We start from the raw sequence: 14,316 nt of genomic DNA on the forward strand, positions 1-14,316 counted from the left end.
TGAGTGGGCCTTGTTGAAGGCGTAGCCGGCGAAGGGGACCAGCACGTCCCAGAGGGCCTTGATGGCCGCGTCGCTGAACCCCTTCTTCTTGGCTCGACGGAACAGTCCGTCGAGCCCCGCGGCCGTCCCACGACCACCACCTCCCGGCGGCCCACTACTGCCGAGAAGCCCCACCCCCACCGTCCCCCGATGACGACGCACCGGTGCCCCGGAGCGCAGCCGCACCCCGGGGCACCGGAACCTCACGGACGCGAGTCTGCCCCGCCCCCACCGCACGGGACGGGGCATCACCCCACGACGGGCCCGTGCGCCGGTCCGGCCGCGACACCGGGAGCGGCCACCGGACCATCACCGGCCCGCCCCTCAGGCCCCACGGACCCCGCAGGCCGCCCCGCTTCCCCATCGCCCCCAGGTTCTCCATCGCCCCCGGGTGCTCCAGCTCGCCCAGGTCCTCCCGGCTCACCGGACCCGTCCATTCCTCCCGGCCCCACCGGCCCCACCGGCGGGTCCCCCGCCAACTGCTCCCGCACGTAGTTCCAGAACACGGCGAGCAGGGCGGCCACCGGCACGGCCAACAGGCTGCCCACCACCCCGGCCAGGCTTCCGCCCAGCGTCACGGCGAGCAGGATCACCGCCGCGTGCAGACCGAGCCCACGGCTCTGGATCATGGGCTGGAAGACGTTCCCCTCCAGCTGCTGCACCAGCACGATGATCGCCAGCACGATCAGGGCGTCCGTCAGTCCGTTCGACACCAGGGCGATGAGCACCGCCACGAAGCCGGCGAAGAGCGCACCCACGATCGGTACGAAGGCGGACACGAAGGTCAGCACCGCGAGCGGCAGCACCAGCGGCACCCCGACGATCCACAGCCCCAGCCCGATGAACACGGCGTCCAGGAGCCCGACGAACGCCTGCGACCGCACGAAGGACCCGAGGGTCTGCCAGCTCCGCGCCGCCACCACCGGCACGTCCACGGCCAGCCGCCCGGGCAGCTGGCGCGTCAGCCACGGCAGGAACCGGGGCCCGTCCTTCAGGAAGAAGAACATCAGGAACAGCGCCAGGACGGCGGTCACGAGCCCGCTGAAGACGGTCCCCACACCGGTGGCCACGGTGGACACCGCGCTCCCGACACTGTCCTGGAGCCGCTCCATCGCCGTGTCGAAGGCCTGGGAGATCTGATCGTCCCCGATGTTCAACGGCGGCCCGGCCGCCCACTCCCGCAGCCGCTGGATCCCCTCGGACACCCCGTCGACCAACTCGCCGGACTGCGAGGCCACGGGCACGGCGATCAACGCCACCACCCCCGCGGCCACCAGCAGCGACACGAGGGTGACCACGGACGCGGCCACCGCGGGCCGCCACCCCAGCCGGTGCAGGAAAGCGGCCATGGGCCAGGTCAACGTGGTCAGCAACAGGGCGATCACGACCGGCCACACGACGGACCACATCCGCCCGAGCACCCACAGGGCCGCCGCCGCCAGAACCGATACCAGAAGCAGCTCGGCGGACACTCGCGCCGAAGTACGCAGCGCTGCGCCCGCCTTAGCGGCACTCAAAGACTCAGACATGCCGTCACCCTACGCACTCCGCTCCCTCGCGCCCCCACGCCGCCCTCGGGCGCGGAACCACCGAGCCGACGCACGCTGCCGGCCGCCCACCGCCTGCCCCGACCGCCGCCATCGAACCGCGCCCCGCCCCCGCACCCTCACGCCGCCCCCGCCCCCACACCGGCACCCCACACCGCACCCGCAGCCCACGCCCGCCCCACCCCCCACACCGCGTCGCCGCAGGCCGTACCGCATCACCCCTTGACGCTCCACCCCCGCGGACGTACGTTCTCCCCAACCAACCGGAAACATTCCTAACAGTCGGCCGGGGGGTGGACGGAAGGTAGTGAGGACGATGGCTCACAAACCGGGGGGCGGAGTCCCCGGCACCCCCAGCGTGCTGCGGGCGATGAACGACCGGGCGGCCCTCGACCTGCTCCTGGAGCACGGTTCGTTGTCCCGGACCCGCATCGGAGCCCTGACCGGCCTGTCGAAGCCGACCGCCTCCCAGCTCCTGGGACGGCTGGAGGCCGCCGGCCTCGTCCTGGCGACCGGCACCAGCACCGGTCGACCGGGCCCGAGCGCGCAGCTGTACACGATCAACCCACGGATCGCGTTCGTCGCCGGGCTCGACGTCACCCCGCACCGGATCCACGCCGCGGTGGCCGACGTGACCGGCCGGGTCGTCGGACAGTACGAACTCCCCACGCCGGGGCGACGAGCCGGAGACGTCACCGCCCAGGTGACCGGGGCACTGGACGGCGCGGTCAAGGCGGCCGGCCTGGTCCGCTCCGACGTCCACCGGGTGGTGATCGGTACCCCGGGAGCCTTCGACCCGTCCACCGGCCGCCTCCGCTACGCCTCCCACCTGCCGGGTTGGCACTCTCCCACGCTGCTCGGCGAGTTGGCCGCCGCCCTCCCGATGCCGGTGGAGTACGAGAACGACGTGAACCTGGTCGCCATCGCCGAACAGCACGCCGGCGCCGCTTCCGGGCATGACACCTTCGTCCTGCTGTGGAACGGCGAGGGCCTGGGAGCCGCCCTGGTCATGGGCGGACACCTGCACCGAGGCTTCACCGGCGGCGCGGGGGAGCTCGGCTACCTTCCCGTGCCCGGCGCGCCGTTGGTCCGCGGCGTGACCCGGGCCAACGGAGGCGGCTTCCAGGACCTGGCGGGCGCGCAGGTACTCCCGGCACTGGCCCGCGAGCACGGTGTCACCGACATCCCGCAAGGCCCGTACCCGGAGGTCGCCGCACTGCTCCTGGCCCGGGCCGCCGCATCCGACACGGGGGCCCACGGGGCCTTCCTCGACGCCTACGCCACGCGACTGGCCACGGGACTCGCCTCACTGGTCGCCGTCCTCGACCCCGAGGTGGTCGTGCTCGCCGGCGGCGCCATCGCCCCCGGCGGGCAACCGCTCCTCGACCGCGTCACCTCCGAACTGCACGAACTCGCCGCCTCGCGACCCCGCCTCGTGCTCGGCGACGTCACCGACCATCCGGTGCAGCACGGCGCCTTGGAGAGCGCACTCGCCACCACCCGCGACGAAGTCTTCGACACGTCCCGCTGAGCCGTGTCCTCCGGACCCCGCCGTGCCCGCCCCGGGCCCGGCGGGCCGGACGACGCCTTCCGACGCCCGGTCCGCACCGCGCCGGAGCCGCGCGCCCCTCTCCCGCCCCGGCCCTTCCCCCGAACCTGCCCGCACCTGCCCGCCCCGGGCCTCCTCCGAGGACCCGGGAGACCGAGCTGCCGAAACCACCCCGGTCACCACACCCGCGCACAGCACACACGGCACAGCGCACAGCGCACACCGCACCTCCCGTGCGCCGACCACGACGGCGAAGACGGCACGCCCACCCCCGCGTCCCGTCCGTCACGACGCCCTCCCGACGTCCCCGTCACCTTTCCCGCCCCCGCTGCACCCCGCCCCCGCCCCCGCTGCGCCCCGCCCCCCTCCCACCCCCGCCCCCGTTCCGCCTCACCAGAGAGTCCTGCCATGCACCGCAAAGCAACGCTCGGCGCCCTGGCCGCCGCCACCGCACTCCTCGCCACCGCCTGTACCGGATCGACCGGAGCCTCCGCCGGCGACGACCCCGACGCGAAGGTCGCCCTGACCTTCTGGCACGGCTGGTCGGCACCCGCCGAGGTCAAGGCCATCGAGGACAACGTCGCCCGCTTCGAGAAGGCCCACCCGAACATCACGGTCAAGGTCGTCGGCAACATCAACGACGACAAGCTGGGCCAGGCGCTGCGCGCGGGCGGATCGAACGGCCCGGACGTCGTCTCCTCCTTCACCACGGCCAACGTCGGCAAGTTCTGCGCCTCGGGCGCCCTCGCCGACCTCAAGCCGTTCATCGAGAAGGACAAGCTGGACCTCGACAAGATCTTCCCGAAGGTCCTCCAGTCGTACACGCAGTTCGAGGGCCGACGCTGCTCCCTGCCGCTGCTCTCCGACGCCTACGGCCTGTACTACAACAAGGACGCCTTCAAGGAGGCCGGTCTCGACCCCGAGGCCCCGCCGAAGACCTGGTCCCAGTTCACCGAGGTCGCCAAGAAGCTCACCAAGGCCAAGGGCGACTCCTACGAGCGCGTCGGTGTCATGCCGACCTACCTCGGCTACGAGACCGTCGTCTCCCACTACATGTCGCAGTGGAAGCACGGCGGGTACTTCGACGCGGACGGCAAGTCCGCCGTCGCGAAGGACCCGGCGTTCGCCAAGATGATGACGTACCAGAAGTCCCTGGTCGACGCCCTGGGCGGCTTCCAGAAGCTGGACAGGTTCCGGACCGGCTTCGGTGACGAGTGGGGTGCCAAGCACCCCTTCCACACCGGCCAGGTCGCCATGCAGCTGGACGGCGAGTGGCGGCTGAACTTCGTCAAGGACGCCAAGGTGACCTTCGACGTCGGCGTCGCGCCGCTGCCGGTCGCCGACGACGAGATCGCCGACTACGGCAAGGGCTACCTCTCCGGCACGATCATGGGCATAGCCCCGCAGAGCAAGAAGCAGAACGCGGCCTGGGAGCTCGTCAAGTACATGACCACGGACACCGAGGCCGTGGTCGCGTTCGCCAACGGCATCGGCAACGTCCCCTCCACCCTGGACGCTCTGAAGTCACCGAACCTGAAGTTCGACGCGCGCTTCAAGACCTTCCTGGACATCGCCCGCCACCCGGCGTCCTCCACCTCCGACGGCGCGGTCAACGGCTCTGCCTACCAGGACACCCTGCAGAAGTTCGCCCAGCAGTACGAGAAGGGCCAGGTCACCGACCTGAAGAAGGGGCTGGCGGACACCGCATCCCAGATCGACCGCGACATCGCCGCGGCGAAGTGACGGCCGGAACCCACCCATGAGCACGGAACCCCCGCCCGCGAAGGGGGCGGCCACCCCGGCCGCCCCCGCTCCCGGAGGACGCAACACGCTCCGGTCCAAGCGACGCCGCGACGCGCTCCGCACCCTGGCCTTCATGGCGCCCTGGCTGATCGGGTTCGGCGTCTTCTTCGCCTACCCGATGGTCTCGACCGTGTACTTCTCGTTCATGAAGTACGACGGCCTCAACCCCCCGGCCTGGCGCGGCGTGGACAACTGGACGTACGTCTTCTCCGACCTGCCCCAGTTCTGGCCGGCCCTGCAGAACACGCTCTGGCTGGCCGTCGTGATGGTCACCTGCCGAGTGGTCTTCGGACTCGGCATCGGCATGCTCATCACCAAGATCAAGACGGGTACCGGAGTCTTCCGCACCCTCTTCTACCTGCCGTACCTGGCCCCGCCGGTGGCCGCCACCCTCGCCTTCGTCTTCCTGCTCAACCCCGGCACCGGACCGGTCAACTCGCTCCTGGAAGCGGTCGGCATCCCCGCCCCCTCCTGGTTCAACGACGCGGCCTGGGCCAAGCCCGCCCTGACCGTCCTCGCCGTGTGGGGCGTCGGCGACCTCATGGTCATCTTCATGGCCGCTCTGCTCGACGTTCCCAAGGAGCAGTACGAGGCCGCCGAGCTGGACGGCGCCTCCCCCTGGCAGCGCTTCCGCTACATCACCCTGCCGAACATCTCCCCGATCATCCTCTTCGCGGTCGTCACCGGGATCATCGGCGCGATGCAGTACTACACCCAGCCGATCGTGGCCTCGAAGGTCGCCTCGGGGGTGATGGGCGGCTCGGGCGTCACCTTCGTCCCCGGCTACCCCGACGACTCCACCCTGACCCTTCCCCAGCTCGTCTACAGCCTCGGCTTCAGCCAGTTCAACTACGGCGCCGCCTGCGTCGTGGCACTCGTGCTCTTCGCCTTCTCCATGGCCTTCACCGCGCTCCTCATGCGCCGGCGCGGCGGCCTGATCGGTTCGGGTGACTGACCCATGACGACCACCACCTCGCGCACCCGCCCCGAGGCGAACCCGACCCCGGACCCGACCCCGAGCCCGGCCCTGCGACAGGCCCGCCGCAAAGCGCTCCTGCACTGGATCGCCGTGCACTCGCTCGGCGTCGCCGCGGCCCTGTTCTTCGTCCTCCCCTTCGTCTTCGTCTTCCTCACCTCCCTGATGAGCGACGAGCAGGCCCTCACCAGCGACCTCACCCCGAACTCCTGGCACTGGGACAACTACGTCAGGGTCTTCCAGGCCGAGGGCTTCCTCACCTGGTGGAAGAACTCCCTGCTGTACGCGGGCCTCGGCACCCTCCTCGTCGTCGTGTCCTCGATCCCCGTGGCGTACGCGCTCGCCAAGTTCCGCTTCCGCGGCCGGCACCTGTCGCTGCTGCTCGTCATCTCGATGATGATGCTCCCGCCCCAGGTCGTCATCATCCCGATGTACCTGTTCTGGGCCAAGCAGATGGACCTCTCCGGCACCCTGTGGCCGCTGCTGATCCCGATGGTCTTCGGTGACGCCTTCGCCGTCTTCCTGCTGCGCCAGTTCCTCCTGACCATCCCGAACGAGTACGTCGAGGCCGCGAGGATCGACGGCTGCGGCGAGTTCCGCACCCTGATCCGTATCGTGATCCCGATGGCGAAGCCCGGCATCGCCGCCGTCGCCCTGTTCCAGTTCTTCTACTGCTGGAACGACTACTTCGGGCCACAGATCTACGCCTCCGAGAACCCCGGCGCCTGGACGCTCAGTTACGGCCTGGAGTCCTTCAAGGGCGCGCACCACACCGACTGGAACCTGACCATGGCCGCGACCGTCCTGGTCATGGCCCCTGTGATCCTCGTCTTCTTCTTCGCCCAGAAGGCGTTCGTCGAGGGAGTCACACTGACCGGAGTGAAGGGCTGAATCACCCATGAAACTGACAGTGGTGGGCGGCGGATCCACGTACACCCCCGAACTGATCGACGGCTTCGCGCGCCTGCGCGACACCCTGCCGATCAGCGAGCTGGTGCTCGTGGACCCGGCCACGGAACGCCTCGAACTCATCGGCGGCCTCGCTCGGCGGATCTTCGCCCGGCAGGGCCACCCCGGCAAGGTGGTCACCACCACCGACCTCGACGCGGGAGTCGAGGGCGCCGACGCCGTCCTGCTCCAGCTCCGGATCGGCGGACAGGCCGCCCGACAGCAGGACGAGACCTGGCCCCTGGAGTGCGGCTGCGTCGGCCAGGAGACCACCGGCGCGGGCGGCCTCGCCAAGGCCCTCCGCACCGTCCCGGTCGTCCTGGACATCGCCGAACGGGTCCGCCGCACCAACCCGAACGCCTGGATCATCGACTTCACCAACCCCGTCGGCATCGTCACCCGCGCCCTGCTCCAGGCCGGGCACAAGGCCGTCGGCCTGTGCAACGTCGCCATCGGCTTCCAGCGCAAGTTCGCGGGCCTGCTCGGAACCGCCCCCGAAAAGGTGCACCTGGAGCACGTCGGCCTCAACCACCTCACCTGGGAGCTGGGCGTCCGCCTGGGCGGCCCCGACGGCGAGGACGTGCTGCCCACCCTGCTGGACCGGCACGGCGACGCCATCGCCACCGACCTCAAGATGCCCCGCACCCTGCTCGACCGCCTCGGCGTGGTCCCCTCGTACTACCTCCGCTACTTCTACGCCCACGACGAGGTCGTACGGGAACTCGCCACCAAGCCCTCCCGGGCCGCCGAGGTCGCCGCCATGGAAGCGCGCCTCCTGGAGCTGTACGCCGACCCCACCCTGGACGAGAAGCCCGAACTGCTCGCCCAGCGCGGCGGCGCCTTCTACTCCGAAGCCGCCGTCGACCTGGCCGCCGCCCTCCTCGGCGACGCGCCCGGCTTCCAGGTCGTCAACACCCTCAACAACGGCACCCTTCCCTTCCTCCCCGACGACGCCGTCATCGAGGTCCAGGCGTCCGTGGACGGCACCGGCGCCACCCCCCTGCCGATCCGCCGGCTCGACCCCCTGTACGCGGGCCTCATCGCGGACGTGACCGCCTACGAGGACCTCGCCCTCGACGCCGCCCTCCGCGGCGGACGCGAGCGCGTGTTCAAGAGCCTGCTGGCCCACCCGCTCGTCGGCCAGTACGCGATCGCCGACGACCTCACCGACCGCCTGATCGCCCACAACCGGGAGCACCTGCCATGGGCGTAGGCACCACCGCTCGGGTCGCCGTCCTCGCCATCGACGCGGGAAACAGCAAGTCCGACGTCGCCCTGCTCGGCGCGGACGGTACCGTGCTCGGCGCGGCACGCGGAGGCGGTTTCCAGCCGCAAAGGGTGGGCATCCCGGCGGCGCTCGACGTGCTCGCCGCCGTGCTCTCCGAGGCGTGGCAGGGGGCCCGCGCCGCCGGCGTCCCGGAAGGAGCCGTCGACCACGTCTCGGCCTGCCTGGCCAACGCGGACTTCCCCGCGGAGGAGGAGGCGCTCGCCGCCGCGATCGCGGAACGGTCCTGGGGCCGCACGGTCACGGTCCGCAACGACACCTTCGCCCTGCTCCGCACCGGAGTCGACGAACCCCGCGGCGTCGCCGTCGTCTGCGGCGCCGGCATCAACTGCGTGGGCATGCTGCCCGACGGCCGCACCGCCCGCTTCCCGTCCATCGGCCACATCTCCGGTGACTGGGGCGGCGGCGTCGGGCTCGCGGAGGAGGCCATGTGGCACGCCGCCCGGGCCGAGGACGGCAGGGGAGCCCCCACCGCCCTCGCCCGGGACCTGCCCGCGCACTTCGGGCTGGACTCCATGCACGCCCTGATCGAGAGCATCCACCTGGACCGCGTCGGCCCCGGGTGGCGACACGAGATCAACCCGATCCTCTTCGCGACAGCAAGCAACGGCGATCCGACCGCGGCCGCGCTCGTCGCCCGCCTCGCCGACGAGATCGCCGTCATGGCGGGGGTCGCCCTCACCCGGCTCGACCTGCTCGACGAGGAGGTCACCGTGGTCCTGGGCGGAAGCGTCCTCGCCGCGGGGCACACGACACTGAACGACCGCATCGCCGCCCTGCTCGCCGAACGCGCCCCCAAGGCGGTGCCCCGCGTGGTCACCGCGCCCCCCGTCCTCGGCGCGGGACTGCTCGGCCTGGACGCCCTCGGCGCACCACCGGAAGCACGGGCGCTCCTGCGCTCCGCCTACGGCCGGTAAGTCCTTCACACGTCCGGGAGGCGGCCCTCGCACCACGGTCAGCGGCCCATCGGCCCTGCCCCGCGAGGGCCGCCTCCCGCGTCGGTCGAGGCCCGTGCGCGAAGCCGCGGCCTCAACTCACCTGCACAGCACATCTGTTCCTCGCTCTTGCCGATGCGGCGCGGACCCTGATATTCCCTTAACCGTTAGGAAAGTTTCCTTCCTTCAAGCGGCGTCCGCCATGGCCGCACACCCCCCTTCCCCTCACGGAGTGAGCCTTGACGATGAACTCTGTACGCCTCAGCCACCCCCTGCGCAGCGTCGGGATAGCCAGTGCCCTCGCCCTCACGCTGACCGCCGCGCTCCCCGCCTCCGCCGCGCTGTCCGCCCCGGGCGCCGTGGCACCGAACGCGGCGGTCGTGTACGAGGCCGAGTCCGCCGCCATCTCCAAGGGCCAAGTGGACTCCAACCACGCGGGCTTCACCGGCACCGGCTTCGTCAACTACGACAACACCACGGGCAGCTACGTCGAGTGGACCGTGAACGCCTCACAGGCCGGACCCGCCACCCTCGCCCTTCGCTTCGCCAACGGGACCGCCGTCAACCGGCCCATGGACATCACCGTCAACGGCACCAAGGTCGCCACCGCCAAGGCGTTCCCCGGCACCGGCGCCTGGACCACCTGGCAGACCACCACCCTCGCCGTGACCCTCAAGGCCGGCGCGAACACCATCAGGGCCACCGCCACCACCGCCGATGGCGGCCCCAACGTCGACCACCTCTCCATCGACGCCGCCCCCGACCCCGGCGGCCCCGGCCAGCCCGCGGGCACCCCGGCCGGCATCAACGGCCGCCTCAAGGTCGAGGGCACGAAGCTCGTCAACAAGTACGGCAAGCCGATCCAGCTGCGCGGCATGAGCAGCCACGGCACCCAGTGGTACGGCCAGTGCCTGACCACCGGCTCACTCCACGCCCTCGCCACCGACTGGCGCGCCGACGTCCTCCGGGTCTCCACCTACGTCCAGGAGGGCGGCTACGAGACCGACCCCCGCAAGTACACCGACCTCGTCCACCGCATGATCGAGGAAGCCACCGCCCGCGGCCTCTACGTGATCGTCGACTGGCACCAGCTCACCCCCGGCGACCCCAACTACAACCTGGCCCGCGCCAAGACCTTCTTCACCGAGATCGCCCAGCGCCACCGCAACAAGACCAACCTGCTCTACGAAATCGCCAACGAGCCGAACGGCGTCACCTGGGCCAAGATCAAGTCCTACGCCGAGCAGCTCATCCCCGTCATCCGCCAGCAGGACCCGCTCACCCCGGTCCTCGTCGGCACCCGCGCCTGGTCCTCCCTGGGCGTCTCCGACGGCAGCACCGAGAACGAGATCGTCTCGAACCCGGTCAACGCCACCAACATCATGTACACGTTCCACTTCTACGCGGCCTCCCACAAGGACGAGTACTTCAACGTCTTCTCCCGCGCCGCCGACAAGCTCCCCCTGTTCGTCACCGAGTTCGGCACCCAGAACGCCGCCGGCGAAGGCGCCAACGACTTCAACAACGCCCAGCGCTACCTCGACCTGATGGCGGCCAAGAAGATCAGCTGGACGAACTGGAACTACTCCGACGACCACCGCTCCGGCGCCGTCTTCACCCCCGGCACCTGCAACACCGACACCTCCTGGGCCGGCACCAGCCGCCTCAAGCCCGCCGGCGTCTGGGTCCGCGACCGCATCCGCACCGCCGACGACTTCCCCACCAGCTGACCCCCGGAGCACCCGCCCCTACCCGGGCGGGTGCTCCGGCACCGCCCGAACAGATCAACAACAAGAACACACCCACCCGAGACAGCTCGACACCCCGAAACAGCCCGACAGCGAGCAGGCACTCGAAACACCTCGACAGCGAGAGCAGGTACCCGAGACCGCTCGGCGGGGAGAGCACGTACCCGAACATCCCCTCCCGACCCGACCCGCGCCGGTACGGTGCCGGGCATGAGCGTCGAAGCGGCGAACACCCGCAGACCGAAGACGGATCCCCCCGCCCCCCGCCCGGACCCCCACAAACCGAACCCCCTGCCGCCGCCCCCACGGCCCCCGAAGAAATGAACCGAGCCGAACGCGTCGGCGCCGCGGGCCTCCCGGCCGCCGCCCGCGACGCACTGGAGGCACGGCTCGGGGGCGCGTTCACCGCCGTCGAACAGGAGAACGGCCGCAGCTCCGGCATCGCCGCAGTCCTCACCGGGCCCGACGGCGAACGCGTTTTCGTCAAGGGCCTTCCGGAGGGCGCCGACCGGCTCCCCGAACTCAAGGCAGAAGCCCGCCTGGCCCCCCATCTCCCCCCGCTCGCACCACCCCTGCTGTGGACCGTGCACGCCGGCGGCTGGCACCTCCTGGCCTTCCAGGCCCTGGACGCGGACCCGCCGTACTCGTGGTTCGACACCGGCAGCGAGCACCTGGAACCCGCGGCGGCCGTGCTCCGGGAACTGAGCGAGATCGCCGCCCCACCCGAAGCCCGCCTCCCCACCGTCCTGGACCGCCTGGGCGAATTCTGCGATCCCGCCCACACGTCCCTGCTGACCGGAGACCGACTCGTCCACCTCGACCCCGGCGGCGCGAACTTCGTACCCGACACCAACGGACGCACATGGCTGGTCGACTGGGGATGGGCGGCCCGGGGCCCGGCATGGGCGACGACCGCCCTGTGGGGATTCCGCATCGTCTGCGAAGGCCCCCAACCCCCCGAAGCCGCCGCCGCCTGGACGGCGACGATCCCCGCCTTCGCCAACGCCCCCCGCGACGCCGTCATCGCACTGACCCGCGCCGAAGCCAACTCATGGCAAGCGGAAGCCGCCATCACCAGCGAAGAAGACGTACAACCGATGCTCACAGCCTCCCGAGCCTGGGCCGACTACTGGCAATCCCGACCCGACTGAAATCCGCACCGAGCCGTCACAGCGGTATGCGGGCGTGTTCCCGGCCGATCGCCGACACCTCGACGCGAAGCCGGTCCCCACCCAGCATCGTCAGTCACCCCCACCCCCACCGGAACCCCCACCCTCCCCGCCGCCGTCCGCCCCGCGACCATGGTCGTCATCAAGGGCCTTGCCCATACGAATCAGACTGCTGCCGAGCCCGTCGGAAACGTGCTGACCGTGGAGCGCGTACGACGGCAGTTTGCCCGCCGAAACAGCCTCCGCCATGCGCCGTCGCCCAACCCGCGTAGGCTTCCGGCGCCTCCTGTGCACCAGCCCCAGAGAAACGAGGCGACGAGCGAGTTCCTCGACTTCGGAAGAATTCCTGACGGCATCGATGACCTCCCGCACAGGCTTGCTCCGAGGACAGGCGGCGATGACAGCGAGCTCGACAGGGTGCTCGGGTTCTTCCTCACCCCTCACCCGCACGCGAGCCGCCCCCAAGGACAGGATCCCCCGCTCGATCAGGGAGACGACCGCACTCTCGGCAACCCGCAGACTCCCACCGACCAGGTACCCGTACTGATACGCGTCCAAGTCCTCGCGATCACCATCAAGTTCTCCCCGCCCGAACATCCGCGTCATCCCGCCCCTCACCCCACGCCGCTCAAGTGCGGCGATCACCCCCCCATGATCACAAAGACGCCGACACGGCACCCGGTGGTCCCACCCTGCCGTCCTGGTAATCCCGCAGAAAAGATACCTCGAGCTTCCACCGACCATTCCGAGCAATAGCGAAAGAGAAAAAGCTCCGGTAAGCGATAGCAATACTTTCGCGATCCTACACACCACATCATCCCCCACACTCCCCTCCCACCGACGGGATCCCCGGGGTCTCCCCCGTACGGGTGTATCCGGCTGGTTTTTCCGGCTGGTGACGGGGGAGGATCGGCGTGGCCGTCAGGACGATGGCCACCGGCATGACGAGGGAGCACCAGCGATGGCCCAGGGCAGTGTGAAGTGGTTCAACGGAGAGAAGGGGTTCGGGTTCATCGAACAGGACGGCGGAGGCCCGGACGTCTTCGTCCACTACTCCGAGATCCAGGGCAACGGCTACAAGTCCCTCGATGAAGGCCAGCGGGTCGAGTTCGAGATCGGCCAGGGCCAGAAGGGCCCCCAGGCCCAGCAGGTCCGCACCATCTAGCCCCTCGCTGCCCGGTCCCGGTGCCACTCCGCAGGCCCCGAGACCGGGCAGCGGCACGCACCGGACCCCCGAACGGGCCGAAGGCCCGCACGCCAGGAAACGGGACCACCTCCAGCCCCGCGGTCCACCCATCAAGGCCCGCGCAGCGGGCCGGCCCGCAGGCCCACTCGAGAACCCGAAGCAGGCTCTGGACCCTCAGACCCGAAGCAGACTCTGCACCCTCAGACCCGAAGCAGACCGCCCTTCTCCGGAGCGCAGCGGAGAGCTAAGCGCTCCTAAGGTGCGCAGCGCCTCAGGGACCCACTAAAACCCCTAGCGCAGCAGAGACTTCGCTCGCTTAAAGCGCTGAGCGCAGCGCTAGAGACCCGCTTAAGAATCGGAGCGCAGCGAACAGTCTCGCTTTTCTCAGGCGCACAGCGCCTGAGCCACCCTCTAAAGCCCGGAGTGCAGCGGCTAGGTACCCGCCTATCACCGACGCGCAGCGAAGACCCCGCCCCGAGGGGCCGCTCCTCCTTCGGAGCGAGCGCCCCAGCCCGCGCAGCGGGCCGCTCTCCCGCGAGCTCGCGGGAGAGCCCGCTTTAAAGCTCGGAGCGCAGCGGAGGGCTTTGCCCTCCTACACGCGCAGCGTGCAGGAACTCGCTTAAAGCCCGGAGCGAAGCGGAGGGCCTTAAAACCCCCGAGCGAAGCGGCTAGGAAAGCTTCGTTCTCCTACGATCGCTGAGCTCAGGAGAACCTTTAAAACCCGCTGCGGAGCGGAGGGTTTCACCCTCCTAGCCGCGCAGCGGCTAGGCAGCGTCTTGTCGATCACTGGCATCGCCACCCGCTACGACAAACACCCCGCCCGCTACCAGGCCGCGATCACCCTCCGCCAGCACCCTTTCATCTGGCTCGACAATCGCCCATTGCTTGAAGCGGTGGAAGCAGCGTTCGACGACCTTGCGTCGTCGGTAGACGGTCCTGTCGAGGTGGCAGGGCCGTTCTTGGAGCCGGGCCCGGCCCGCTTGACGCTCGGAGCGCAGCGGAGAGCTTCGCTCTCCTACGCGCGCAGCGCGTAGGAACCCGCTTAAAACTCGGAGCGCAGCGGAGAGTTTTGCTTCCCTAGCCGCGCAGTGGCTAGGGATCCGCTTGACGCTCGGAGCGTAGCGGAGAGCT

12 protein-coding genes are annotated in these 14,316 nt (G+C 70.2%); 10 read left to right on the forward strand and 2 right to left on the reverse strand.

Features of this window, described 5'->3' with window-relative positions; translation table 11 throughout:
- Positions 1 to 287 precede the first annotated feature (287 nt).
- Complete coding sequence (locus ABTZ17_RS32490) at positions 288 to 1,568, reverse strand: AI-2E family transporter (RefSeq protein WP_352199383.1); 1,281 nt, start codon at positions 1,566 to 1,568, stop codon at positions 288 to 290.
- A 334-nt stretch (positions 1,569 to 1,902) separates the two neighbouring features.
- Here ABTZ17_RS32490 and ABTZ17_RS32495 point away from each other — a divergent pair, with 334 nt between their 5' ends.
- The 8 genes from ABTZ17_RS32495 to ABTZ17_RS32530 all read left to right on the forward strand — a co-directional run bounded on the left by ABTZ17_RS32495 (position 1,903) and on the right by ABTZ17_RS32530 (position 11,981).
- Positions 1,903 to 3,117, forward strand: coding sequence for an ROK family transcriptional regulator (locus ABTZ17_RS32495; protein ID WP_352199384.1), 1,215 nt, complete (start codon positions 1,903 to 1,905; stop codon positions 3,115 to 3,117).
- Between the two features lie 426 nt (positions 3,118 to 3,543).
- Entirely contained in the window at positions 3,544 to 4,878 is a 1,335-nt protein-coding gene (locus tag ABTZ17_RS32500) for an ABC transporter substrate-binding protein (protein WP_352199385.1), read from the forward strand.
- Positions 4,879 to 4,894: 16 nt separating this feature from the next.
- Positions 4,895 to 5,893 (forward strand): carbohydrate ABC transporter permease, encoded by a 999-nt coding sequence (locus ABTZ17_RS32505; protein WP_502994943.1) that lies wholly within the window; start codon positions 4,895 to 4,897, stop codon positions 5,891 to 5,893.
- A 3-nt stretch (positions 5,894 to 5,896) separates the two neighbouring features.
- Positions 5,897 to 6,805, forward strand: a complete 909-nt coding sequence (locus tag ABTZ17_RS32510) for a carbohydrate ABC transporter permease (protein WP_352199386.1) — start codon at positions 5,897 to 5,899, stop codon at positions 6,803 to 6,805.
- 7 nt (positions 6,806 to 6,812) lie between these two features.
- Positions 6,813 to 8,075 carry a 6-phospho-beta-glucosidase gene (locus ABTZ17_RS32515; protein WP_352199387.1) on the forward strand — a complete coding sequence of 421 codons (1,263 nt, stop codon included), beginning with the start codon at positions 6,813 to 6,815 and terminating at the stop codon, positions 8,073 to 8,075.
- The gene (locus ABTZ17_RS32520; protein ID WP_352199388.1) at positions 8,066 to 9,064 is read left to right on the forward strand and encodes an N-acetylglucosamine kinase; all 999 of its coding nucleotides are present in this window, start codon (positions 8,066 to 8,068) and stop codon (positions 9,062 to 9,064) included. The genes ABTZ17_RS32515 and ABTZ17_RS32520 overlap by 10 nt, the downstream gene beginning before the upstream one ends.
- Positions 9,065 to 9,327: 263 nt before the next feature.
- Positions 9,328 to 10,812, forward strand: a complete 1,485-nt coding sequence (locus ABTZ17_RS32525) for a cellulase family glycosylhydrolase (protein WP_352199389.1) — start codon at positions 9,328 to 9,330, stop codon at positions 10,810 to 10,812.
- A 338-nt stretch (positions 10,813 to 11,150) separates the two neighbouring features.
- Complete coding sequence (locus ABTZ17_RS32530; RefSeq protein WP_352199390.1) at positions 11,151 to 11,981, forward strand: hypothetical protein; 831 nt, start codon at positions 11,151 to 11,153, stop codon at positions 11,979 to 11,981.
- Positions 11,982 to 12,071: 90 nt separating this feature from the next.
- Here ABTZ17_RS32530 and ABTZ17_RS32535 read toward each other — a convergent pair whose 3' ends face one another.
- Entirely contained in the window at positions 12,072 to 12,644 is a 573-nt protein-coding gene (locus ABTZ17_RS32535) for a TIGR04222 domain-containing membrane protein (RefSeq protein ID WP_352199391.1), read from the reverse strand.
- 316 nt (positions 12,645 to 12,960) lie between these two features.
- On the opposite strand from ABTZ17_RS32535, the gene ABTZ17_RS32540 reads away from it, so the two are divergent.
- Positions 12,961 to 13,164, forward strand: coding sequence for a cold-shock protein (locus ABTZ17_RS32540; RefSeq protein ID WP_352199392.1), 204 nt, complete (start codon positions 12,961 to 12,963; stop codon positions 13,162 to 13,164).
- Between the two features lie 797 nt (positions 13,165 to 13,961).
- Positions 13,962 to 14,219: a hypothetical protein gene (locus ABTZ17_RS32545; protein WP_352199393.1), complete on the forward strand. Its 258-nt coding sequence runs from the start codon at positions 13,962 to 13,964 to the stop codon at positions 14,217 to 14,219.
- Positions 14,220 to 14,316 lie beyond the last annotated feature (97 nt).

Source organism: Streptomyces sp. NPDC097619 (assembly GCF_040302735.1).
Lineage (GTDB): Bacteria > Actinomycetota > Actinomycetes > Streptomycetales > Streptomycetaceae > Streptomyces.